This window comes from Uliginosibacterium aquaticum, from assembly GCF_012972705.2.
GTDB lineage: Bacteria > Pseudomonadota > Gammaproteobacteria > Burkholderiales > Rhodocyclaceae > Uliginosibacterium > Uliginosibacterium aquaticum.
The window spans coordinates 510,809-532,853 of the sequence record NZ_JABCSC020000003.1 but is presented as its reverse complement, the minus strand read 5'-3'; the positions used below and the strand labels follow the sequence as shown (position 1 = coordinate 532,853).

The 22,045-nt window shown below is 62.2% G+C and carries 20 protein-coding genes, 1 other RNA gene and 1 riboswitch; of the genes, 12 read left to right on the top strand and 9 right to left on the bottom strand.

Annotation, left to right across the window (positions count from 1 at the left end; genetic code table 11):
- Positions 1–57 precede the first annotated feature (57 nt).
- Positions 58–504, top strand: a complete 447-nt coding sequence (locus HJ583_RS13840) for a ribonuclease HI family protein (protein ID WP_170022454.1) — start codon at positions 58–60, stop codon at positions 502–504.
- Here HJ583_RS13840 and glmU read toward each other — a convergent pair whose 3' ends face one another.
- Positions 505–1,869, bottom strand: coding sequence for a bifunctional UDP-N-acetylglucosamine diphosphorylase/glucosamine-1-phosphate N-acetyltransferase GlmU (gene glmU, locus HJ583_RS13835; RefSeq protein WP_170022453.1), 1,365 nt, complete (start codon positions 1,867–1,869; stop codon positions 505–507).
- Between the two features lie 169 nt (positions 1,870–2,038).
- On the opposite strand from glmU, the gene HJ583_RS13830 reads away from it, so the two are divergent.
- The 3 genes from HJ583_RS13830 (at position 2,039) to HJ583_RS13820 (ending at position 5,804) form a co-directional block, all read left to right on the top strand.
- Entirely contained in the window at positions 2,039–3,457 is a 1,419-nt protein-coding gene (locus HJ583_RS13830; RefSeq protein WP_170022452.1) for a bifunctional enoyl-CoA hydratase/phosphate acetyltransferase, read from the top strand.
- A gap of 16 nt (positions 3,458–3,473) precedes the next feature.
- On the top strand, positions 3,474–4,667 hold the full coding sequence (locus HJ583_RS13825) for an acetate/propionate family kinase (protein ID WP_170022451.1): 1,194 nt from the start codon (positions 3,474–3,476) through the stop codon (positions 4,665–4,667).
- A gap of 93 nt (positions 4,668–4,760) precedes the next feature.
- A complete protein-coding gene (locus tag HJ583_RS13820) occupies positions 4,761–5,804 on the top strand; it encodes a sugar kinase (protein ID WP_170022450.1) in 1,044 nt (347 codons plus the stop codon).
- Between the two features lie 67 nt (positions 5,805–5,871).
- Here HJ583_RS13820 and HJ583_RS13815 read toward each other — a convergent pair whose 3' ends face one another.
- Positions 5,872–6,285: a hemerythrin domain-containing protein gene (locus HJ583_RS13815; RefSeq protein WP_101940912.1), complete on the bottom strand. Its 414-nt coding sequence runs from the start codon at positions 6,283–6,285 to the stop codon at positions 5,872–5,874.
- A gap of 201 nt (positions 6,286–6,486) precedes the next feature.
- Between HJ583_RS13815 and pepN the strand changes: the two genes are divergently transcribed.
- Entirely contained in the window at positions 6,487–9,165 is a 2,679-nt protein-coding gene (pepN, locus tag HJ583_RS13810; protein WP_170022449.1) for an aminopeptidase N, read from the top strand.
- A gap of 11 nt (positions 9,166–9,176) precedes the next feature.
- Positions 9,177–9,425, top strand: a complete 249-nt coding sequence (locus HJ583_RS13805; RefSeq protein WP_217423422.1) for a lipoprotein — start codon at positions 9,177–9,179, stop codon at positions 9,423–9,425.
- Between the two features lie 13 nt (positions 9,426–9,438).
- Here the strand turns inward: HJ583_RS13805 and HJ583_RS13800 are convergent, their stop codons facing one another.
- Both HJ583_RS13800 and HJ583_RS13795 read right to left on the bottom strand, forming a co-directional pair.
- Positions 9,439–12,075, bottom strand: a complete 2,637-nt coding sequence (locus tag HJ583_RS13800) for a putative bifunctional diguanylate cyclase/phosphodiesterase (protein WP_170022447.1) — start codon at positions 12,073–12,075, stop codon at positions 9,439–9,441.
- Positions 12,076–12,181: 106 nt separating this feature from the next.
- A complete protein-coding gene (locus HJ583_RS13795; RefSeq protein ID WP_101940908.1) occupies positions 12,182–13,105 on the bottom strand; it encodes a LysR family transcriptional regulator in 924 nt (307 codons plus the stop codon).
- A gap of 293 nt (positions 13,106–13,398) precedes the next feature.
- On the opposite strand from HJ583_RS13795, the gene HJ583_RS13790 reads away from it, so the two are divergent.
- The 5 genes from HJ583_RS13790 to HJ583_RS13770 all read left to right on the top strand — a co-directional run bounded on the left by HJ583_RS13790 (position 13,399) and on the right by HJ583_RS13770 (position 17,431).
- Positions 13,399–13,554: a hypothetical protein gene (locus HJ583_RS13790; protein ID WP_158239129.1), complete on the top strand. Its 156-nt coding sequence runs from the start codon at positions 13,399–13,401 to the stop codon at positions 13,552–13,554.
- Positions 13,555–13,742: 188 nt separating this feature from the next.
- On the top strand, positions 13,743–14,510 hold the full coding sequence (locus HJ583_RS13785; RefSeq protein ID WP_170022446.1) for an ABC transporter substrate-binding protein: 768 nt from the start codon (positions 13,743–13,745) through the stop codon (positions 14,508–14,510).
- 62 nt (positions 14,511–14,572) lie between these two features.
- Positions 14,573–15,328, top strand: coding sequence for an amino acid ABC transporter permease (locus HJ583_RS13780; protein ID WP_101940906.1), 756 nt, complete (start codon positions 14,573–14,575; stop codon positions 15,326–15,328).
- A 23-nt stretch (positions 15,329–15,351) separates the two neighbouring features.
- Positions 15,352–16,086 carry an amino acid ABC transporter ATP-binding protein gene (locus HJ583_RS13775; protein WP_143707342.1) on the top strand — a complete coding sequence of 245 codons (735 nt, stop codon included), beginning with the start codon at positions 15,352–15,354 and terminating at the stop codon, positions 16,084–16,086.
- A gap of 40 nt (positions 16,087–16,126) precedes the next feature.
- Positions 16,127–17,431, top strand: a complete 1,305-nt coding sequence (locus HJ583_RS13770) for a DcaP family trimeric outer membrane transporter (RefSeq protein WP_101940904.1) — start codon at positions 16,127–16,129, stop codon at positions 17,429–17,431.
- A 128-nt stretch (positions 17,432–17,559) separates the two neighbouring features.
- Here HJ583_RS13770 and HJ583_RS13765 read toward each other — a convergent pair whose 3' ends face one another.
- The 5 genes from HJ583_RS13765 to HJ583_RS13745 all read right to left on the bottom strand — a co-directional run bounded on the left by HJ583_RS13765 (position 17,560) and on the right by HJ583_RS13745 (position 19,834).
- The gene (locus HJ583_RS13765) at positions 17,560–17,763 is read right to left on the bottom strand and encodes a hypothetical protein (protein ID WP_101940903.1); all 204 of its coding nucleotides are present in this window, start codon (positions 17,761–17,763) and stop codon (positions 17,560–17,562) included.
- Positions 17,764–18,428: 665 nt separating this feature from the next.
- Positions 18,429–18,896, bottom strand: coding sequence for an EVE domain-containing protein (locus HJ583_RS13760; protein ID WP_170022445.1), 468 nt, complete (start codon positions 18,894–18,896; stop codon positions 18,429–18,431).
- A gap of 122 nt (positions 18,897–19,018) precedes the next feature.
- A non-coding RNA gene (gene ssrS / locus HJ583_RS13755) (6S RNA) lies at positions 19,019–19,201 on the bottom strand.
- Positions 19,202–19,298: 97 nt separating this feature from the next.
- Positions 19,299–19,586, bottom strand: coding sequence for a cell division protein ZapA (locus HJ583_RS13750; RefSeq protein WP_158239128.1), 288 nt, complete (start codon positions 19,584–19,586; stop codon positions 19,299–19,301).
- An 8-nt stretch (positions 19,587–19,594) separates the two neighbouring features.
- Positions 19,595–19,834 carry a hypothetical protein gene (locus HJ583_RS13745; RefSeq protein WP_216821635.1) on the bottom strand — a complete coding sequence of 80 codons (240 nt, stop codon included), beginning with the start codon at positions 19,832–19,834 and terminating at the stop codon, positions 19,595–19,597.
- Between the two features lie 23 nt (positions 19,835–19,857).
- Positions 19,858–20,082, top strand: a riboswitch (cobalamin riboswitch).
- 110 nt (positions 20,083–20,192) lie between these two features.
- Here HJ583_RS13745 and btuB point away from each other — a divergent pair.
- Positions 20,193–22,010 (top strand): TonB-dependent vitamin B12 receptor, encoded by a 1,818-nt coding sequence (gene btuB, locus HJ583_RS13740; protein WP_170022444.1) that lies wholly within the window; start codon positions 20,193–20,195, stop codon positions 22,008–22,010.
- Positions 22,011–22,045: the final 35 nt, after the last annotated feature.

Genomic DNA, 22,045 nt, shown 5'->3' with positions numbered 1-22,045 from the left:
CGCGACGCAGAACCGCCCAAGTCGCCGCCTCCAGACACAAGCCCGTATCATCCAGCGATGAATGAAGACTTCCTCTGGCAGGCCTGGTGCGATGGCTGCGCCCGCCCCAACCCAGGCCACATCGGCCTCGGCGCGATATTGCTGGGGCCGCAGGGTGGCCGTCATGAACTCTCCGAGCGTAGCCCCCACACCGGCTGCAACAACGAAGCCGAAGCCCGTGCTCTGCTCGCCACCCTCAGACTGGCCCGCGCGCTCGGCGCTGCACATCTGCAAGTGCAGTGCGACAGCGACGTGGTGGTGCGCCTCGCCCAAGACGCCGAAGCCACCGAAGCAGCGCGCCTGGCGCCGCTCTTTGCCGAGATCCGGCAGCTTGCCGCCGAGTTCAGCCGCCTGGAATTGCGCTGGCTGCCTCAGCATCGCAACACCGCAGCCGACCAGCTGGCGCGTGCCGCACTGGGCTTGCCGCCACGCGCACCAGCCAAACCGGCGCGCCGCAGGCGCTGATCAGGCCGGCCTCTTCTTCACCGGCCGCACCCAGCCAGTAATACTCAGCTGGCGGGCGCGACCGATCGTCAGCGCATCCGCGGGTGCGTTCTGGGTCAGGGTGGTGCCCGCCGCAATGGTCGCGCCCTTGCCCACCGTGACCGGCGCCACCAGCTGGCTGTCGGAGCCGATGAAAGCATCGTCCTCGATCACGGTACGGAACTTGTTGGCGCCATCGTAGTTGCAGGTGATCACGCCAGCGCCAATATTCACCCGGCTGCCCACCGTCGCATCCCCCACATAGGCCAGATGATTGGCTTTGGAATGCGCGGCAATCTGGCTGTTCTTGATCTCCACGAAGTTGCCAACGTGCACATCCTCTGCCAGCACCGTGCCAGGGCGCAGGCGCGCATAGGGGCCGAGCACCCCGGCCGCACCGATCACCGCCTCCTCGAAATGGCAGAAAGGTTTGATGACGCTGCCAGCCCCCACCGTCACGTCCTTCAGCACGCAATGCGCCCCGACGCGCACACCGTCAGCCAACTCCACGCGGCCTTCGAACACGCAGCCCACGTCGATCTCCACATCGCGACCGCACACCAGCTCACCGCGGATGTCGATGCGCGTCGGGTCCAGCAGGGTCACGCCGGCATCGAGCAGGGCATCGGCCTGATTGCGCTGATGGATGCGCTCCAGCTCGGCGAGCTGGGCCTTGTTGTTCACGCCGAGCACTTCCCACTCGTGTTCGGGTTGCTGGGCAACGACCTCAACGCCATCCGCCACGGCCATCGCAATCACGTCGGTCAGGTAATACTCGCCCTGAGCATTATTATTCTGGAGGCGGCCTAGCCAGCCACGCAGCATGGCGGCAGGCGCACACAGGATGCCGGTATTGACTTCCCTGATGGCCTTTTCGGCCGCAGAGGCATCTTTCTCCTCTACGATGGAAACGACGCGGTCATTCACGTCACGCACGATGCGGCCATAGCCCTTGGGGTTGGCCAGTGTCACCGTCAGCAAGGCCACGCGGGAGCTCCCCGCCGCGTCCACCAACGCCTGCAGGGTGTTGGCCCGGATCAGCGGCACGTCGCCATAGAGCACCAGCACCGCACCTTCGTCGCCCAGCAAGGGCATGGCTTGTTGCACAGCGTGACCGGTGCCCAGTTGCTGCGCCTGCTCTGCCCACAGGATATCGGGCGCAGTCAGCGCAGTCTGTACCTGATCACCGCCATGGCCGTACACCACGCACAGCGCCCGGGGCCCGAGCGAACGCGAGGTCGCCAGCACATGCCCGAGCATGGGCTGGCCGGCAATCGGCTGCAGCACCTTGGGCAAGCGTGAATTCATGCGTTTGCCTTGTCCGGCGGCCAGAATCGTGATTTGCATGGTTCGGAAAGCGCGTGCGCGCAGTAGCGAAAAGGAAGGGCGGAATTCTAGCATCGGCCGCTTTGCGCCCTCTTTTGCGGCAGCGCGGCAAGATTCCGCGGACGATTTGATGATCGTCACCAAAAGGGCAGGTCTCGATAGTTAACATTGATGCAAGAGGACGAAGCTCATGGATAGCACCAATACACCGCTCGAAACACTGGAGAACATCACTTACGACGAGATCAAGGTCGGCGACAGCGCCACCCTCTCGCGTACGGTGCGTCGTGAAGACATCCAGCTCTTCGCCATCGTGTCGGGTGACGTGAATCCCTCTCATCTTGACGATCAGTACGCCAAGGACAGCCCCTCCGGCGAAGTGACCGCCCACGGCATGCTCTCGGGTGCCATCATCTCGGCGCTCCTCGGCAACAAATTCCCGGGGCCGGGCACGGTCTATGTCGGGCAGAACCTGCGTTTCAAGAGCCTGGTGCATATTGGTGACACCCTCACGGTGAAACTCAGCTGTGCCGAAAAGATTGCGGACAAGAAGCAGCTGATCATCGCCTGCAAGGTCACCAATCAGGATGACGAGCTGGTGGTCGAAGGTGAGGCCACGGTAGCCGCCCCCACGCAGAAGATCCGCCGCTCGCGCGCGGCCCTGCCGGAAGTCACCATCACCGACCAGCAGCGCCGCTACGACGAGTTGCTGGCCCAGAGCGCCGGCCTGCCGGCCATCAAGGTGGCGGTGGCCCACCCCTGCGACGCCGAATCGCTCAAGGGCGCCCTGCAAGCCATGCACGAAGGTCTCATCGTGCCTTGGCTGATCGGCCCGGAAGCCAAGATCCGCAAGGCCGCCGAACAGATCGACCAAAGCCTGGACGGCTGCACGATCATCAATACCGAACACAGCTTGGAGTCGGCCGAGCGCGCCGTTGCCTTGGCGCGGTCCGGCGAAGTCGACGCGCTCATGAAGGGAAGCCTGCATACCGACGAGCTGATGAGCCAGGTGGTCAACAAGCTCACCGGCATCCGCACCGCACGCCGCATCAGCCATGTTTTCTTCGCCGACGTCCCGCGCTATCCTCGCCCGTTGCTGATTACCGATGCGGCCATCAACATCCAGCCCGAGCTGGCGGACATGGTCGACATCGTGCAGAACGTGATCGACGTCGCGCACGCCATCGGCATTGCCAAACCGCGCGTGGCGCTGCTCTCAGCGGTGGAAACCATCAACCCGAAGATTCCCTCCACGCTGATTGCCGCCGCCCTGTGCAAGATGGCCGATCGCGGCCAGATCAAAGGCGGTGTGCTCGACGGCCCGCTGGCCTTCGATAATGCCGTGTCGCCCTTCGCAGCCCGCACCAAGGGCATCGTCTCGGAAGTCGCAGGCAATGCGGATATCCTCGTAGTGCCCGATCTGGAATCAGGCAACATGCTTGCCAAACAACTCGAATACCTCGCCGGCGCGCTGCTCGCTGGCGTCGTGGTGGGAGCCCGTGTGCCCATCGTCCTGACCAGCCGTGCGGACAAGGCAGAAGCCCGGGCCGCATCCTGTGCCATCGTCAAACGTCTAGTAGCCCACCGCCTCGCGGCGGCAACCCTGTAAGTCGGAGAAAGAAACAATGAAGTCCCTCCTCATCATCAACGCCGGCTCTTCGAGCCTCAAGTTCGCCGTATTCAACCTGCCTCTGGTCAAGGACGCTCCCTCGATCTTCCGCGGTCAGATCGACGGCATCGGCGCCAACACCCAGTTCGTGGCCAAGGATATCGACGGCAAGACGCTGCTCGACACCATCATCAAGTCGCCGGAAGGTACCGAGCTGGAAGCCCAGCAGGAACTGGCCCTGACCACCCTGCTCAACTGGGTTGAGGAACAGAAGGTCGAGCTGGCCGCAGTTGGTCACCGCGTGCTGCAAGGCGGCGAGAAGTACAGCGCCCCGGTGGTGGTTACCCCGGAAGTGTTCCAAGTGCTCGAAACCTTCATCCCGCTGGGCCCCCTGCATCAGCCGCACAACCTGCGTCCGATCCGCGTACTGGCCGCCAAGTACCCGAACCTGCCGCAAGTGGCCTGTTTCGATACCGCCTTCCACCGCACCCAGCCGTGGCAAGCCCAGACCTACGCGATCCCGCGCAAGATCACGGCCGAAGGCGTCAAGCGCTACGGTTTCCACGGTTCCTCCTACGACTACATTGCCCGCCAGCTGCCGGAAGTGATCGGCGACAAGGCTCACGGCTGTGTGATCGTGGCACACATGGGCAATGGCGCTTCGATGGCCGCCATGCGTGACGGCAAGTGCGTCGCCACCTCGATGGGCTTCACCGCCATCGAAGGCCTGATGATGGGCACCCGCACCGGCTCGATCGACCCGGGCGTGCTGCTGTACATGATGGACCGCCACGGTTACGGCCCGAAGGAAATCTCCAACTTCCTGTACAAGGAATCGGGCCTGCTGGGCGTTTCCGGCATCAGCCAGGACATGCGCACCCTCGAAGCCTCCGATGCACCAGAAGCCAAGGAAGCGCTGGAACTGTTCTGCTACCGCGCAGCGCGCGAAATCGGCTCTCTGATGATGGCCGCCGGCGGCCTTGAGGCACTGGTGTTCACCGGCGGTATCGGTGAGAACTCGCAGTTCGTGCGCAACAAGGTCATCGGCTACCTCGAATGGATGGGCGCCAAGCTGGATCCGGAACTGAACAAGGTCCGCGGCAAGGCTCACTGCATTCACACGGCTGACTCCAAGATTGCCGTAGCCGTGATCCCGACCAATGAAGAATGGATGATCGCGCACCACACCACCTCGCTGCTGGGCCTCTAAGCCCTTGGCAGGATCGAAAAGGCCATCTCCGGATGGCCTTTTTCATTGCAGCCCCCGTAGCACCGGCTTTCCCCCACATAAAAAAGGCTCACCATGGAACACAAGATCGTGACATTCGGCGAGGTGCTACTGCGCCTCACCCCACCCGGCTATCTCAAGCTATCGCAGACCAACATGTTCGCCGCCACCTTCGGTGGCAGCGAAACCAACTGTGCGGTATCACTGGCCCACTTTGGCCTCAAAAGCGAGTTCGTAACCCGTTTCCCGAAAAACGACATCGCTGACGCCTGCCTTGCCGAGTTGCGCTCGCACGGCATTGAAACCGCCAACATCATCTTCGGCGGTGAACGCCTGGGGCTCTACTACTACGAAAACCCGGCCTCCCAGCGCGTCTCGAAAGTGGTGTATGACCGCGCCAACTCCTCCTTCGCCACCCTCCAGCCGGGCATGATCGACTGGCACAAGGTCTTCCAGGGCGCCACCTGGTTTCACTGGTCAGGCATCGGCCCGGGCCTGAGCCAGGGCATCGCTGACGCCACCCGCGAAGCCATTGAAGTGGCGCGCAAAATGGGCCTGAAGGTGTCCTGCGATCTGAACTATCGCAAGAATCTGTGGCAATACGGCAAGTCTGCCCAGGAAATCATGCAGCCCATGCTGGCACTGACTGACGTACTCTTCGGCACCGGCAGCGAATACAAGGTGGTGTATGGCGTTGAGCCGGTGGCTTTCAAGGCGCGCAGCGCCGAGGAGAGTATCGATCTGGACCGCTATCAGCGCTTCTTCGAAGCTACCAGCGCCAAGGCCGGCGCCGACAAGAAGCTGTTCCTGGCGCTGCGCAACACCCTGGACGCCAACCATCACATTTTCACCGGCCTGGTCTGGGCCGACGGCAAGATGATCAAGGCCCGCACCCATGCCATCGAACACGTGGTGGATTGCGTCGGCGTGGGCGACGCCTTTGCGGCCGGCATGATCTACGGCTTGATCAACTACCCCGGTGACGACGCCTCGGCGCTGGAGTTCGCCGTCGCTGCCGGCACACTCAAGAACACCATCTATGGCGACTTCAACCTCGTTTCAGCAGAAGAAGTCGTGGCCTTGATGCAAAGCACGGGTGGCGAAAGCATCTCGCGCTAAGCACGCCTCGCCCAACAAAAAGGCCATCCGTTACGGATGGCCTTTGTCCTTGCAGCCCCTGCCCGGATCAGGGCGTTTCGGCCTTGGCGTTAGCCTGCTTCTCAAGCTCGGCGTCGAGCACGTCCCACACTTCGTTCTCTTCCAGCTCAACATGCTTTTCCAGCATGTGCACGAACTCAACCAGCATCTCGGTGCTCGGATGATCCAGCGCCCGCTCCATGGCCCGCATCTGCTCGTGCTGGGCGAACACCTCGTCAGCCAGCGCCCCGTAGCCTGCCTCGCGCAGCATCGGCAGGGCGTAACGCTCCTCCTCTACGAAGTGCGGCTCCAGATCCGACACAAAAACCTGCCGCACACGGCGGGCAATTTCCGGGATGTCCGCCTCGCTCTCAGGACTGGCGCTACGCACCGCGGAAACGAAATGCATCACCGCCTGATGCTCCTGGGCCAGATGCTTGAGGCGAAGGCTAAGCTTTCTCATGAGTCTGTCTCTCTACTCTGCTGATATGGGTATGGGATCTGCCGGCAGGCATTTTTTGTCTTCGCAGCTAATCACAACTCGCCTGCAAGCCCGTTGACTCCAGTCAATCCCGTGAAACGCGCAGTCCTGCAAATGCAGCCGCAGGGCACGCACGGAGCTCGGTTACACTCGCCATTCTGCCCTTTCTACCGCGCCACAACCATGTCTGATACGCCCGCTACGATTTACCTCAAGGACTACACCCCGCCGGCCTTCCTAATCGACACGGTGGCGCTGGATATCGCCATCCACACGGACTTCACGCGTGTACAGGCCCGTCTCGCCCTGCGTCGCCAGGCGCCAGGCAGTGCCAGCGCGCTGGAACTCGACGGCGAGGAACTGGAACTCCAGGCACTGCGCGTGGACGGCGTGGCGCTGCCGGCCGAACGCTATCGCATTGAGGGCGACAAGCTGTGGATCACTGATCTGCCGGACGTGTGCGTGCTCGAAAGCGTGGTGCGGATCGCGCCGGACCAGAACACCCAGCTTTCCGGCCTGTATCGGTCGAAAGACGGCTACTTCACCCAGTGCGAGGCGCAGGGCTTCCGCCGCATCACCTATTACCCGGACCGCCCGGACGTGATGGCAAAGTTCGTGTGCCGGCTCTCCGCCGACAGGGCCGCCTTCCCGATTCTGCTCGCCAACGGCAACCCGGTCGCGCAAGGCGCTGAAGAGAATGGCCGCCACTGGGCGACCTGGGAAGACCCCTTCGCCAAGCCGGCTTACCTGTTCGCCTGCGTCGCCGCCAAGCTGGACATGCTCGAAGACTTCTACACCACCACCTCCGGCCGCCGCGTGCGCTGCGCCGTGTATGTGGAGCCCGGCAAGCTCGATCAGTGCGATCACGCGATTGCCGCGCTGAAGAAGTCCATGAAGTGGGATGAGGACGTCTTCGGTCTGGAGATGGACCTCGATCACTACATGATCGTCGCGGTCGGCGACTTCAACATGGGCGCCATGGAGAACAAGGGCCTCAACATCTTCAACACCAAGTACGTGCTGGCCCGCCCGGACACGGCCACCGACACCGATTACCAGAACATCGACCGCGTGGTTGCCCATGAGTATTTCCACAACTGGACCGGCAATCGCGTCACCTGCCGCGACTGGTTCCAGTTGTCACTCAAGGAAGGCCTCACCGTCTTCCGCGACCAGCAGTTCGGCATGGACGTGCATTCGGCCGGCGTCACCCGCATCCAGGAAGTGCGTACCTTGCGCGCCGCGCAGTTCCCCGAGGATGCCGGCCCGATGGCCCACCCGATCCGCCCGGAGAGCTACGCCGAGATCAACAATTTCTACACCGCCACGGTGTATGAAAAAGGCGCGGAAGTGATCCGCATGATCCACACCCTGATCGGTCAGGATGCCTTCCGCAAGGGCATGGATCTGTACTTCGCGCGCCACGACGGTCAGGCCGTGACCTGCGAGGATTTCGTCGCGGCCATGCAGGATGCATCCGGGCTGGACCTGACCCAGTTCAAGCGCTGGTATTCGCAAGCCGGCACACCCTGCCTCATCGTGCGCAGCGAATTCGATGCCGCTGCGCGCCGCTACAGCCTGCATGTGGAGCAGCAGTTCGCACCCACGCCTTACGAAGCGCGCATGGAGAAGGAAGGCCTCGCCCTGCCGCGCGGGCCTTACCACTTGCCCATCGTGCTGGGCCTGCTGGATGCCGATGGGCACGCCCTGCCGCTGCAACTGGCGGGCGAAGCGACACCGGCCAGCACCCAGCGCACCCTGCAACTGCGCGACGCCAAGCAGAGCTTCGTCTTCGAAAACGTAGCAGCCGAGCCCATACCCTCGCTGCTGCGCGGCTTCTCGGCGCCGGTGCTGCTGGACTATCCCTACACCACGGCGCAACTGGTGCACCTGATGGCTTACGACGGTGACGCCGTCAATCGCTGGGAAGCTGGCCAGCGCCTCGCCACCGAGATCCTGCTCGCGGGTGCGAAGGCGGTGCAGCAAGGTCACAGCGGCAGCGACTGGATCCCGCTGGATTACATCCATGCAATGGCGCGCCTGCTCGGCGCAGCGTTTGTCGACGGCGGCGATCCGGCACTGGTCGCCGAAGCCCTGATGCTGCCGTCCGAAAACGTGCTCGCCGAACAGATGGAAGTAGTCGATCCGGATGCGCTTCACGCCGCCCGTCTCGCCCTTCGCCGCACCCTGGCGCGCGATCTGCGCGAAGCCCTGCTTGCTGCGTATCTGGAGCTGAAGATTGACGCGCCCTACTCACCCGAGGGCGAGCAAGCCGGCAAACGCGCCCTGCGCAACGCCTGCCTCGGCTATCTGGCTGAGCTGGACGAGCCGAGCGCCCAGGCGCTGGTGATCGGCCACTTCGAGACCGCCGGCAACATGACCGACAGCATCGCCGCGCTCGCCGCCGTGGCCAATCTCGACATTCCGGCGCGCCACGTGCTGCTCGACAGCTTTTACTCAAAGTGGCGCGATGAGGCGCTGGTGGTCGACAAGTGGCTGCAGGTGCAGGCCACCTCGCGCCTGCCCGGCACCACGCAGGATGTGCGCGCCCTGATGGCCCATGAAGCCTTCGACATCCGCAACCCGAACAAGGTGTACTCGCTGGTGCGCGCCTTCTGCGCCGCCAATCCGAAGCACTTCCACGCCGCTGATGGCAGCGGCTACCAGCTCGCCGCCGACGTGATCCTGCAGCTCGATGCGCTCAACCCGCAAGTCGCCTCGCGCATCGCGCGCTGCTTTGATCGCTGGAAGAAGTTCGACGCACAGCGCCAGCACCAAGCCCGCACCCAGCTCGAACGGGTTCGCGCCCACGACGGCCTGTCCAGCGACGTGGCCGAAGTCGTCGGCAAGGCACTGGAATGAGGAGAATGAACATGAACAGGACACTTTGCCTGCTTGGCGCCATCCTGCTTCTGGCCGCTTGCAGCAAGATCACGGCGGACAACTACGCCAAACTGCATGCCGGCATGAGCCTCGCCGAGATCAGCGCCATCCTCGGCCAGCCCGGCCAGTGCAGCGAAGTCCTGCTGCTGAAGCAGTGCCGCTGGGGCGACGACAAGCACTACATCGCGGTGAGCTTTGCCGCCGACGCGGCCGTCAGCCTCTCCGGCCAGGGGCTGTAGCCAGCGCCTCGGCTCAGGCCACCTTGCCGAGCGGGCGCACCGCGCTGCGCGCATTCAGGGTGTAATTTCGCGTCCATTCGACCGCGGCCTCCGGCAGCATCGGCGGCGCATGGCAGGCTCCCTGAATGAAATCCACTTCCATGCGCAACAGCATGTCGCGCTGCAACTCGGTTTCCACCCCCTCGGCGACCACCCCATAACCAAAACCACGCGCCATGCCGAGAATGGCGCGCAGCATCTGGTCGCCGGTGTGTTCGGAATCGCGCACGAAGCTGCGGTCGATCTTGATCGCATCGATCGGCAAGCGGTAGAGGTAGGACAGCGAGGAGTAGCCCGTACCGAAATCATCGATGGCGATACGGATGCCCATTTCGCGCAAGGCGCCAAAGACACGCGAAATTGCCCCGAAATCGTGTGCAAAAACGCTTTCGGTCAGCTCCAGCTCCAACCGATGCGGCGGCAGGCCGGTCTCGCGCAAGGCATCGGCCACGTCACCAAGCAATTCGCCGGACATTACCTGCAGCGCCGACACATTCACCGCAATCACCGTATCACCACTCCAGGCCAGCGCTTCGTGGCAGGCGCGGAACAACACCCAGCGCCCGAGCGGGCCGATCAGGCCACCATCCTCGGCCACCGGAATGAATTCGGCTGGTGAAATCACGCCGCGCACCGGGTGCTCCCAGCGCAGCAAGGCCTCCATCTTCAGCGCATGGCCCGCCACTTCCGGCACTACCGGCTGAAACACCAGGCTCAGTGCATCATGTGCCATCGCCTCGCGCAGAGCCTGGCCAAGTTCGTGCTGGCGGCGGATGCTGTCGCCCATCGCCGGATCGTAGAGCTGCACGCCGGAGCGGCCCTTGAGCTTGACCTGGTACATCGCCACATCAGCCTGGCGTACCAGCACATCCACATCAGTCCCCTGCTCGGGGAACAGCGAGATGCCGATGCTGGCATCCAGCCTCACTTCGTGATCGCGCACCCGCACTGGTTCCATGATTGCCGCCCGAATGCCGCCAGCATGATTCAGCCCGGCCGGCGCCGGCACCACCACCACGAATTCATCCCCACCCCAGCGTGCCACCACAGCAGCTTCCGGCAGGGTACGGCGCAAACGCTGGGCCAGCTCGATCAGCACCTGATCGCCCACAAAATGGCCCTGCACGTCATTCACGTCCTTGAAGCGGTCCAGGTCGATGAACAGCACTTGCACGCCCATGCCGATACCGGCCGCCCTTGCCAGTACCTCATCCATCCGGCCAGCCAGCGCGCGCCGGTTGAGCAGCCCGGTGAGCGGGTCATGCAAGGCCAGCTCCTTGAGCTGATCGGCATAGCTTTCACGCGCATCCATCTCGACTTCGAGCTGAACGGTACGCTCATGCACCCGATCCTCAAGGGTGGTGTTCAACTGCTCCAGCTCCAGTTGGCGCAACACCGACTCTTCCGCCAGCCGCTTGTTCTCACGGCTCAGCAGCAGCGCCGAGAGCGTGGTCTGGCGTGCCGCCATGGCCGAGGCGGCCAGCATCACCAGCAGGCCCATGCTAAGTACCGCCACAGTCACGTCAAGGCGGCTGCCTTCGGCCGCAAACAGCAGCACCTGGGGCAAGAGCATCAGGGACAGATAGAGCAGCGAGATCCGCCGCAAAGGCGCCAGTACCGCCGCACCCGCACCAGCCATGGCGGCAAACACAAAAGCCATGGCAATCCGTTGCAGGGCGCTCGCCTCGGCAAAGAACAGCACCGGAAAACAGCCCCACACCAGTGCCATGGCCAAGGCCCCGGCACTGAAATGGCGAATCGCGGTCGGGCCGTCAAAATCCGTGTCGCGCACCGCGTGCCAGCGCAGGTAAGCCGTGGTACGCGCCGTCAGAACGCCGAGCGATACGGCCCACCAGCAGTACAGCATGATGCGTTCAGGATGGCCCAGGAAGACCGTCACCAGCGCCGCCGAAGTCACCAGGGAGGCCGGCACCACGCTGCCGGTGTAGCCATACAGCACCGCAGCGATTTCGCGCGACAGCAACACATCGTGACCGGCCGGCACCAGTACCGCTACCGGCGGCGCCAGCAACATCCACAGCCCGAGCCCGAGACAGAGACTGGCAATGCTGTACGCAAGCAACTTGAAGCCGCCGAGGCTAAGGCTCTTGGCCACCGCCTTCTGCTGCGCCTGAACCTCACGCCGGATCTCGTCGATATAGGCCTGCAACTGGCGCTCGGCCGGAATCAGGCTGCTATACACAAGGGCATGGGCGGCATCGCGCTGGCCAGTCATGGCCACCATGGCCGTCCTGCCGGCGGCTTGCTGATAGGCCTCGGTGACTTCATCAAGTGCCGGGCTGCTCATGCCCAAACCACGCAGGGCCGCCAGCCCGCCTTGCAGGTGCAGCAGATCGCGCTCATAGCGCTCCCGGAAGACTTCACGCTCTCCCGCGTCAGGCTCCTGCGCCATCCCCTGAAGCACGGCGCGCAATTCACGGTAGTCGGTGCTGATGTCGGTCACCGCGATCAGCGCCGGCACCGCGCGCTGATTCATGCCGTCCACATCAGTGCGTACGCCGGACCAGGCCACCCAGCCCCCCAGGCTGAGCAGCAGGAAGCCGGCGATGGCGAGAATCAGGAGGGCACTGCGATTGAGTTTTCCGGGCATGGGAAGAGCGGCTCAATTTGAAGTCAGGGCGAACAATAACCGATCCCGTCGGGCGCCCCCTGCGCAGCGCAACAATGCGGTCTGGCCGCCACACAGGCCGTGGGGTTCAGGCAACACCGCCCCCCTTCAAGGCGGGGCTCAGCACCATGTCGAGAAATTTCAGGAAGGCCCGCACCGGCGCCGAGTTCTGATGCCCCCCCGGATACAGGGCCAGCACCGCAGGACCGGGGCGGCGCCAGTCCGGCAACACACGCACCAATTTGCCCTCCTGCAGGTGCGGACGCAGCAGGAAATCGAAGTCCTCATAGATACCCAGCCCCGCCAGGGCGCAGGTCAGGCCAGCACGTGCATTATCCACCGCCAGGTCACCGTCGGCCGTCACACTAATTTCCTCACGCCCCTTCACCAGCACGTAATCGATGGCTCGTCCGGCATCGGCATCGAAGAAATCGATAGTCTGGTGACGCAACAAGTCGTTCGGATGGCGCGGCACACCAAAGCGCGCCAGATAAGCCGGACTCGCCGCCATCACGAAACTCACCTGGCCAAAGCGCTTGTAACGATAGGCCGAGTCCTTGTTATCCGAGAGGCGCAGGGCCACGTCAATGCCTTCAGCCGCCAGATCCGGCGCGCGCTCGGAGAGTGAGATGCGCAGCGCGAGATCCGGGTAGGCACGCAGGAACTCCGCCATCCGCGGCAGCACCAGAGTATTGGCAATCGACTCGGTCATCTGCACATGCAGGCGCCCGGCAACCCTCCCAGCGCGCTGCGAGAACTCCGCAGTGAGTTCCTCCAGCCCGCTCACCAGCACCCCGGCACGTGCCGCGTAACGCTCACCATCGGCCGTCAGCGATACATGCCGTGTGGTGCGGTGAAACAGCGCCAGCCCCAGGGCCCGCTCCAGCGCCTGCACCTGGGTACTGACGGTCGAACGGGCTAGTCCGAGTCGCTTGGCCGCCGCCGAAAAGGACCCCAGCTCCGCTACCGCCAGGAAGGTCTGCAATTCAGAAAAATGCTTGAGCGCCTGCATTATCCAATATTACCGAACAATGAATTAAGCCCATTCGACCAGATCAGCGCCTATAGTTCAAGCACTTGAACGAGGTGACCCCATGTCAAACCGCATTTCTAGCGGGACAAACGCAAGGCGCCCGGCTGCTTTCCGCTGTCTCCTTGCGAGCCCTCCCCGCAGCTCAGGCCGTCGCGCCCGAGCCATGTGCCCTGAGCCGTCGCGCTGACGCGCGACTCGCCCGTACGCCCCATTCATGCGCCATCTTGCCCCTGCTGGCAAGCCCGTGCACGACCGGATTCAAGGAGATCACCATGAAACTCGCCCATCCTGTCCACATCCCGCATGGACTGCACTTCACCCTTTCGGACCGCAGCCGCAAGATCCTTGTGGCCATCCTGAGCACGCTGGCACCGTACGCGCTGGCCGCTCTAGGCGTGTTCGTCTACCACGAACAATATGGCCTTTAGGCGGCATGCTTGAAACTGTGGCCCAAAGCGCAAACCGCCCCTCCGGGCGGGATTTTTTATGTGTTTTTTGACATACCCGGTATAGAACCAAGGTATTAGTTTCACGCATGGACAGCGTTCTGCGTTTTCCATACCATTGCGTACACCCTTGGTTCGTCTTTTCAACTATTCCGGAGTAAGAAAAGCTCATGCGCGCGATCCACACCTTCGCCTTGGCCCTCGGCCTCGTCTGTGCCGCCACTGGCGTGCAAGCCCGCGACTGGGCTGCCGTCAAACAATCCGGCACGCTGATCGCTGCCAGTGAAGGCGCGTACCCTCCGTTCAATTATTTCCAGGGCTCGCGTCTCACCGGTTATGAAATCGATGTGATGGAAGCCGTCGCCAAGAAGCTGGGCCTCAAGCTTGAATGGCGCGCCTTGGCTTTCGATGCCCTGATCGCCAGCATTCGCCAGGATCGCTTCGATGTCGCCATCGCCAGCCACGGCTATACCGAAGAGCGCGCCAAGTCGGTCGACTTCACCACACCGCACTACTGCTCCGGTGGCCAGATCGTGGCCAAGGCCGGCGGCCCGTTGAAGGCCACTGAACTCACTGGCAAGACCCTTGGCGTGCAACTCGCCACGACCTACGCTGAAGCCGCCAAGAAGGTTTCCGGCGCCAAGGAGGTCAAGACCTATCCGAAGGACACCGACGCACTTCAAGCCCTGCTGGGTGGTCGCGTGGATGCCTGGATCACCGATCGCTTCGTTGCCAAGAACGCACTCGCCAAGAATTCTGCTGAAGGCATCAAGGGCGGCGACATGGTCTTCGTCGAGCGCGTCTCGATGATTCACCGCAAGGGCAATAACGAACTGCACGAGCAACTCAACAAGGGTCTGGCTGCGATCAAGGCTGATGGCACGCTAAAAGCGATCTCGGAAAAGTACTTCCAGGAAGACATCAGCTGCACGAACTAAATTTCGTGCACTTTCGCTGACACCGCGGGCATCCTTGCGATGCCCGCCGACTTGTTGAGAACATGATCCATAAACTCAAAGATCGCGACTCGCTGATCCTTGCCGGCTCCGTTATCGGTCTCGGCCTCATCCTGTGGCTGATGGCCCTGCCACTGGCCGCCTTGCCGGACCCCATCGGTCCGGCCGCGACCCAGTTCGCTGAAGGCGCCCTGACCACCATCCAGCTCACCCTGTGGGCCTGCTTCTTCGGCATTGTGCTGGGCGTACTCACGGCACTTGGCAAACGCTCGCACCTTCCCCCCTTGCGCTGGATTGCCGACCTTTATGTCTGGATCATCCGCGGCACACCCTTGCTGCTGCAGATCCTGTTCTTCTTCCTCGCCCTGCCCGCGATTGCGCCGCAGCTCCAGCTGTCGGAATTCTGGACGGCCGTCATTGCGCTTTCGTTAAACGTCGGCGCCTACAACGCTGAGGTTATTCGCGCCGGGATCAACGCCGTTCCGAATGGTCAGGTAGAAGCCGCCCGCTCCCTGGGTCTGAGTGCGCTATACACCTTTTGGGACATCGTGCTGCCACAGGCCGTGCGCATCTCACTGCCCCCCTTGGCCAACAACATGGTGGCCCTACTCAAGGATTCCTCGCTGGCTTATGCCATCGGCGTGGTGGAACTTTCGATGGTCAGCTCGCGCGTCCAGGCCGAGAGCTTTCAGCCCGTCCCTGTATTCATCACCGTGGCAGCCATCTACCTGTTGCTCACCACCACCTTCACCCAGTTCGCCGCGGCGCTCGAGCGCAAGCTGGCTGTCGGAAAACGCTAAGCACCATGCGCAACGGCAAACCGATCATCGAAGTCGAAAACGTCCGCAAGAGCTGGGGCAGCTTCACTGCCCTCAATGACGTCTCGGTCACCTTCCGCGAAGGTGAAGTGGTCTGCATCATCGGCCCCTCCGGCTCCGGCAAATCCACCCTGCTCCGCAGCATAAATCATCTGGAGAAGCACGATGCCGGACGCATCACGGTCGACGGCATCCTGCTTGACGACGACCTCAAGCACATCGACGCCGTGCGTACGGAAGTCGGCATGGTTTTCCAGAGCTTCAACCTGTTCAGCCACATGACCGTGCTGGACAACATCACCCTGGCACCACGCCGGGTGCGCAAATGGAGTCGCGCCAAAGCCGAGCAAGTGGCACTGGAATTGCTAGAGCGGGTAGGCCTCTCAGCGCATGCTCATAAATATCCGAGCCAGCTTTCAGGCGGCCAGCAGCAGCGTGTCGCCATTGCCCGCGCACTCGCCATGCAGCCCAAGGTGATGCTCTTCGACGAACCTACTTCGGCGCTGGACCCGGAAATGGTTAACGAAGTGCTGCTGGTCATGCGGGATCTCGCGAAAAGTGGCATGACCATGCTGATCGTGACCCACGAAATGGGCTTTGCCCGAGAAGTAGCTGACCGTGTGATTTTTTTCGATCACGGCCAGATCGTAGAAGAAAGTACAGACCCGCAACAGTTCTTTTCTGCCCCGAATCACCCGCGTGCCCAGGCTTTCCTGAAGCAGATCAAGCACGCAGCATGAGCTTTGCCCGTCCTTTCAACCATCAAGTGAGTGTGAATCCATGAAAAAACGCATCCTTGTCGGCGCCGTCGCCGCAGCACTGAGCCTTCCTTCCTTCGCCGCCGATACCAAACTTGATCTGCTCGAAAAACAGATCGCCGAACTGCAGAAGCAGATCGCTGATCTCAAGACCAGCCAGGCTGCCGAAGCCAAGCAGCGCCAGGATCTGGCCAATCAGGTCGAAGCTCAGAGCAAGGAAGTGGTCATGAAGGGCGACATCCCCGGCTCGACGCGTCGTGCCGGCGAGGAGACTTCGGTGCGCCTGTACGGCTTTGCCCGCCTCGACGCGGTGCATAACTTCGGTGGCCGTAACAACCGCAGCAACGGCGGCGACTACGCAGCCTATCAGCCCAACATCGCCCTGAACGGCACGGCCGACGCTGCCCGCAAGAACGAAACCTATATGTTCGCCAACGTTTCGCGCCTGGGCTTCGAAGCCTTCACGCCGACCGCGCTGGGCTCGCTCACGACCAAGGTTGAAGGCGACTTCTACACCGACTCCAACACCATGCGCCTGCGTCACGCCTACGGCCAAGTGGGTGGCTGGTTGCTCGGCCAGACCTGGTCCACCTTCATGGATCTGGACTCCAGCCCGGATGTGGTGGACTTCAACGGCCCGACCGGCAACACCTCGCTGCGTCAGCCGCAAATCCGCTACACCTACGCCACCGCTGGCGCTGGCAACTTCATCGCCGCACTCGAAACCAAGGGTACAGGCAAGGACAGCGGCGACAACATCTCGCGCACGCCGGATCTGGTCCTGCGCTGGGATCGTGCCTTCGACTGGGGCCACATCGCCGTGCGCGGCCTGACCACTGACAACGCCATCAAGAGCGATGTCACCAGCGCTGCCAAGCGCGGCTACGGCCTCGGCCTCGGCAACTCGTTCAAGATCACCGACAGCACCGCCTTCCTGACCAGCTTCAGCTACGGCGAAGGCATGGGCCGCTTCTTCAACGAATCCGTTGGTGCTATCGCCGACTCGGCCACCAGCAAGGTTTACCTGCCGCGCGAACTGGGCATGGTCTTTTCGCTGCAACACAAATTCAGCGACACGCTGCGCTCAACGCTCGCTTACGGTCAACAACGTACCTACAACGGCAACTATGTTGAGTACGCCAACCAGAACGGCAAGGGCACCCTTAACCGCTCGATTCGCAGCGGCAGCATCGGCCTGCTGTGGAACCCGGTGGCCAACATCGAGTTGGGCAGCGAGTTCATGCTCTCCCACCGCGATACGCTGGACGGCCAGAGCGGTACCGAACCGCGCCTGAACCTCGCCGCAACCTACAGCTTCGGCAACTAATCCTGGCGGGCCACTCAACGGCCCACAGCAAGGAAAAAGCCCCCGGCAACGGGGGCTTTTGTTTTTCAGGTCAGCGCGATGCCAAGAACGGCAACCACAAACCCTAAATCCTGCGTAGAACGGACGGTTCAGATCATGCCGCCCTTGAGCAACAGCTTCATGCCTTCTTCCTCGGCGCGCCCATGCTCGCCCACAATCAGGTCTTCCAGAATTCTTCCACGATCAAAGTCCGGCGCGAGTTCAGCCTCCAAACCATCGTGTTCGCGATCATTGTCACTATGAAATGTCTCATGCTTCAGCACCGGCAACGGAGCGCTTGCAATGGCAGCCATGATGAACCTCCTGTAGTTGAAGCGGAAAACCGGCCTTGCTTCATCCTATGCAGGAGATGAGGAAAAATTTATCAGGGTTTGCGAATAGGGGTTTCTGCACGTCTCGGCATAACACTTACTGCCACGCCGCAAGACGCACATAAAAAAACGGGAAGTCACGCCGTGACTTCCCGTCCCAAATTGAGGAAATCCGAATCGCGGATTTCCCTCCCCCTTCTTGTGACCCCCTCGGTCACCTGCCCAAAGCTCAGCTGAGCTGAGCTGAGGGCCAAATTCGTCTGACCGGGCAAACCGGGCCCCCCGGGGCCCGGCTGCTCGCTGCTACCAGGAGCAGCTGCCCGTGGCGCGCTCCATATAAGGCATTCTCTGACGGAACGCCCTGTCTCCTCACTCTCCCCGGTGTGCCCTGGCGCCTTGCGGTCGCGGAGCTGACTCCGTGGTGAGAAGAATTCTTACACATCATTGAGACTTATGGGTGTATCAAAATACTTTTTTGGCTTAAAACTTTTTTATCGTCGCGCCGTAACAACACCAATAGAATCAAATAGATAAGGGAAAACCCTTACGCCCTAGGGTATAAGCCCCTGTTTCCATTTCAAACACCCTGCGCTTTCTTAGCTGGGCACTTGCCCAGGGGGCTTTCCATCAGCAAAACGGACTCGTGCTCAGGCATCCCGCGCCAGTGTCGCCAGAATGAATTGCCACTCTTCGGGGGCGACTGGCGTGATCGACAAACGACTGGCGGGTTGAAGCAGGCGCATTTTTGCCAGCGCCGCATGACGGCGCAACTCAAGCAGCGGAATCAGTTCAAGCTTGCGCTCAAAACGCACATCAACATTGAGCCAGCGTGGCTGCTCGGGCACGGACTTCGGATCAAAGAAACGACTGGCCGGATCGAATTGGCTGGCATCCGGATAGGCCAGACTCGCCACCTGTGCAATGCCAGCGATCCCGGGCCTAGGGCAGGATGAATGGTAGAAGAAGGCCAGATCGCCAGGGCGCATGGAGTCGCGCATGAAGTTGCGCGCCTGATAGTTGCGTACGCCGTGCCACGCCACCGTCTGTTGCGGCATGGCGGCCAGATCGTCGATGCTGCAATCGTCCGGCTCGCTCTTCATCAACCAGTAGCGCATGCTTCCCTCGGCAAGAAACCTGATTCACGCATTGTGCCGCCAGCCGGTCCAGAGAGGCCAGTCACCCGGCGGCGGCCCGGAAAAATGAAAAGGCGCGAAGCCGGAAGCTTCGCGCCTTTGTTGGGTCCCCCGCATGTGCCGTCGAGCCGTATTCCTGAACCTGGGTTCAGGGGGTCATCTACCCGGCCGCTTCAGGTGCGCCCGGCATAAGGGGCGCTCACAACAGCGGCTTGGTGGGCCGACAACCATGTCGCGTAGACATTGGTTCAAGGAGCTTAAGGCTCAAACGAACACCGCAGGGGAAAACTTGCCGGACCGCCTTTGTTTCGGCCGTCCTTGAATTCTTTATCGGCCAGGATCAGTCACTGCGCTGTGAGGACATATCCTGACTACACAAACCGCTCAGAAAAGCTTCTCCTGTTTCATTGAAGCCTGATCGATCTGGCGGATCATGGCCTCGATTCTACGCTGATAGGAAGGCATGTCCAAGCCTGCCGTGCGCTGAGCCACCACGGCCTCATGCGCAATCATCAGGGCACACATCACGGCAGTAGATTCGCTGCCCGATGAGTTCTTGCCGAGCAGTTGCTGAAGCTTCGCGTTGACCATTTCCACCGCCGCCTGCAGCGTTTCACGCTCATCTGGCTTGACCGATACCTGGTACTCACGGCCCATAATCTGGATCTTCACGGCTTCGCTCATTTTTCATCCTCGACCGGCAGACGTTTGAGCAGCGCTTCAACGCGTTCCGTTGCCACCGCCACCTTCTCGCCGAGGCGTTTGTTTTCGGCTTGCAGAGTGGCCACGCGAGTAGTCAGTTCGCGGTTTTCGAGGTGCAGGCCTTTGTACTCGGCGAGCAGCGTGGCAAGACGGGTTTCGAGACTGGTGAGTTCGGCATCCATCTGCTGATGGTAGTGCTGCGCAGCAAAACCGGTCAACGCAAAGCACCTGCCGTTCGGCTAAAATGCGCGCTGCTTCAGGTGTCCGCCCCATGCCCTTGGTGCGGATTAAACGGGAAGCCGGTGCGCCGTATCCACAGGATATTGCCATTCCGGCACTGCCCCCGCAACGGTAAGCGAGTCAAGACGCAGCAGGCAGCCACTGTGCTTTTGCACGGGAAGGCGTTGTGTCGGAAGAGTTTTCTTCACTCGCGAGTCCGGAGACCGGCCCGAAGCGTATTCGAGGCGCATCGCGGAGGGCGGTGACCGGAACCGCTCCCTCACGTTCCGCGTTTTCTCCTTCCCGACGCCCCGCCCCTGTCTATGATCCGTGCGGGCGGCACGGAAGGAGTCTGTCTTGAATTTCACTCACAAAACCCTGCCGGCGGCCTTGCTGCTGGCCCTCTCCCATCCTGTGCTGGCTCAGGAAACCGAACTCGCGCCAGTGGTGATCACCGCCAACCGCGTGGCGCGCAGCGCCGAGGAAACCCTCACTTCGGTCAGCGTCATCACCCGCAAGGAGATCGAGCAGCAACAGGCCCGCTCGGTGCCGGATCTGCTGCGCGGTCTGCCCGGCGTGCAGTTCGCCAATAACGGCGGCCCCGGCAAGACGACCTCCTTGTTCCTGCGCGGCACCAACTCGGATCACACCCTGGTGTTGATCGATGGCGTGAAAGTCGGCTCGGCCACCAGTGGCGGCACCGCTCTGCAGGATCTACCGATCGAACAAATCGAACGCATCGAGCTCGTGCGCGGCCCGCGTGCCAGCCTGTATGGCTCGGAAGCCATCGGCGGTGTGATCCAGATCTTCACCAGGAAGGGTGTGCAGCCCACCAGTCTGAGCCTCACTGGTGGTTCGCGCCACAGCTTCGAGGGCTCGGCTGCGGGTGGCTTTGGCTCGCCGGACGCCTGGCTCAACCTCGGCGCGTCGGGCCTCACCACGCGCGGCATCAACGTCAAGGATGGCGGCAGCGCGCCAGAATCGGATCGTGACGGCTACACTCGCAGCACAGTGAATGTACGCGGCGGCGGCCGCATCGGTGAAAACCTGAGTTACGACGCCCAAGCCCTGCACACCGAGGGTCGCAACGAATATGACGGCAATCCGAACCTTACCGATCTGCAGCAGGACCTCTACGCTGGCAATCTTCGCTGGGCGGCCAGCGAGCGCTACACCACGTCCTTCAAGCTAGCTCAGACCCTGGATGCCTCGAAGAATTTCAAGGATGACAAGTTCTCCTCGCGCTTCGACACACGCCGCAGCCAAGCCAGCTGGCAGAACGATTTCACCCTGGCCGAAGGCCACCAGCTGGTCGGCGGCTACGACTACCTGTATGACGAAGCGCTGAGCAGCACCAACTACGCGCTGGATAGCCGCGTCAATCAGGCCGTGTTCGGTCAGTATCTGGCCGACATCGGGCGCGTCGATCTGCAAGTTGCCGGACGCCACGACAAGAACGAACAGTACGGCCATCACAACACCGGCAGCCTCGCGCTGGGCTACACCTTCACCCCCGCCCTGCGCCTGCGAGCCAGTTATGGCACCGCCTTCAAGGCACCGAGCTTCAATGACCTGTACTACCCGGGTGCCGGCAATCCGGATCTGCAACCCGAGAAATCACGCAGCAGCGAACTCGGTGCTTCCGGCAAGACCGGCGGCTTCAGCTGGGAAGCCAGCCTGTTCCGCACGGAGGTCAGCAATCTGATTGCCTGGGCACCGATCAGCACCGGCTCGGCTATCTGGATCCCGAGCAATGTCTCCAAGGCCCGCATCACCGGGTTGGAGCTGGGCGCCAAGCAGCACTTCGGCAACACCACGCTGGCCGCCAGCGCCACCTTGCAGAATCCGCAGGATCAATCCGGCAGCAGCACCGATGGCAATCTGCTGGTGCGCCGAGCCCGCCAGTTCGGCCGTCTTGACGCAGACCACCAACTCGGCGCCTGGAGCATCGGCGCCAGCCTGAACGGTGTCGGCTCGCGTTATGACGATGCCGCCAACAAGATCAAGCTGGGTGGATATGCCACCACCGATCTGCGTGCCGAATACGCACTCAACAAGGACTGGCGTGCCCAGACCCGCCTCGAGAACGTGTTCGACAAGAACTACCAGACGGCGTATGGCTATAACCAGGCAGGGACCAGCGCCTGGCTGACCCTGCGCTATCAACCCAAGTAAAGTGCTTACCCGCAGCCGGCACCCGCCGGCTGCGC